Below are 1,122 nucleotides of genomic sequence, written 5' to 3'. Positions count from 1 at the left end.
CTGGCCGCGCGCAAGGAACACTCGCTGCCCATCGTCGAGGCGTTGAAGCCGTGGTTCGAGAAGCAGCTGTCGATGATTGTCCGTCGTCAGATAATTTGAGACAGATCAAGCTTTTCGAGAAGGGAGGCTCTGGCTCATCAGGGGTTAGAGTTTAAGCGGCCTGCAGCTGATGCTGCAAGCGGCGGTTTGCGATCGTGACAAGCTTGATGCGTTTGCGTTCTGCAAGGATCGCTTCCGCCCTGCCGAAGTAGACATCGGCAGGTGTGAGGTTGTCGATGCTCTCATGATAGCGGACGTGGTTGTAGTGTTCGACGAAGGCGCGTACCTGCCGTTCGAGATCGCCAGGCAGGTAGTAATTGTTGAGCAGAATGCGGTTCTTCAGAGTCTGATGCCAGCGCTCGATCTTTCCCTGAGTCTGAGGATGATACGGAGCGCCGCGCACATGCTGCATGCCCTTATGGTCGAGCCACTTGGCCAGATCGTCCGCGACGTAACTCGATCCATTGTCGCTGAGAAGCCTCGGCCGGTGCGCGACGGTGATGTGGTCAAGGCCGGAGGCCGCGAGTGCCTGGTCGAGCGTGGCCGTGACGTCGGAGGCGCACATCGTGGGACCAAGCCTCCAAGCCACGATGTAACGCGAGAAGTCGTCGAGCACGGTCGACAGGTAGTACCAGCCCCAGCCGGTGATCTTGAGGTAGGTGAAGTCGGTCTGCCAGAGCTGGTTGATGGCGGTGGTCTTGTCCTTGAACTCGTTCGCCGCCTTGATCACCACATAAGCCGGGCTGGTGATGAGGTCATGTGCCTTCAGCAGCCGATAGACCGACGCCTCGGAGACAAAATACTTCCGTTCGTCGGTGAAGCGCACGGCCAGTTCGCGCGGCGACAGCTCCGGAAGCTCCAGCGCTAAATCAATGATCTGGCCCCGCACATCGTCGGGGATGCGATTCCAGACCCGGTCAGGTCGGGACCGATGATCGGCCAGCGCTTCAATGCCGCCCTCACGGTAGCGATCATACCATCTATAAAACGTGGCGCGTGGGATCCCGTGAAGTGGACCCCGGATTTTGGACCAGCGGCTTAGGTGGTGCGGATGCCGTTCCGTTTTGATAAACGGAGCGGACC

Annotated in this window: 1 protein-coding gene; it reads right to left on the bottom strand. The window is 59.2% G+C overall.

What is annotated here, in order from left to right; all coding sequences use genetic code 11:
• Nucleotides 1-151: 151 nt before the first annotated feature.
• On the bottom strand, nt 152-1,122 hold a 971-nt coding region (locus AC5ZGW_RS46355; protein WP_496114177.1), incomplete at its 5' end, for an IS3 family transposase.

The sequence above is a fragment of the Bradyrhizobium sp. Crot121 genome, assembly GCF_059512385.1.
Note: the sequence above shows the minus strand (reverse complement) of the source record. Positions and strands in the feature narration are given on the sequence as shown.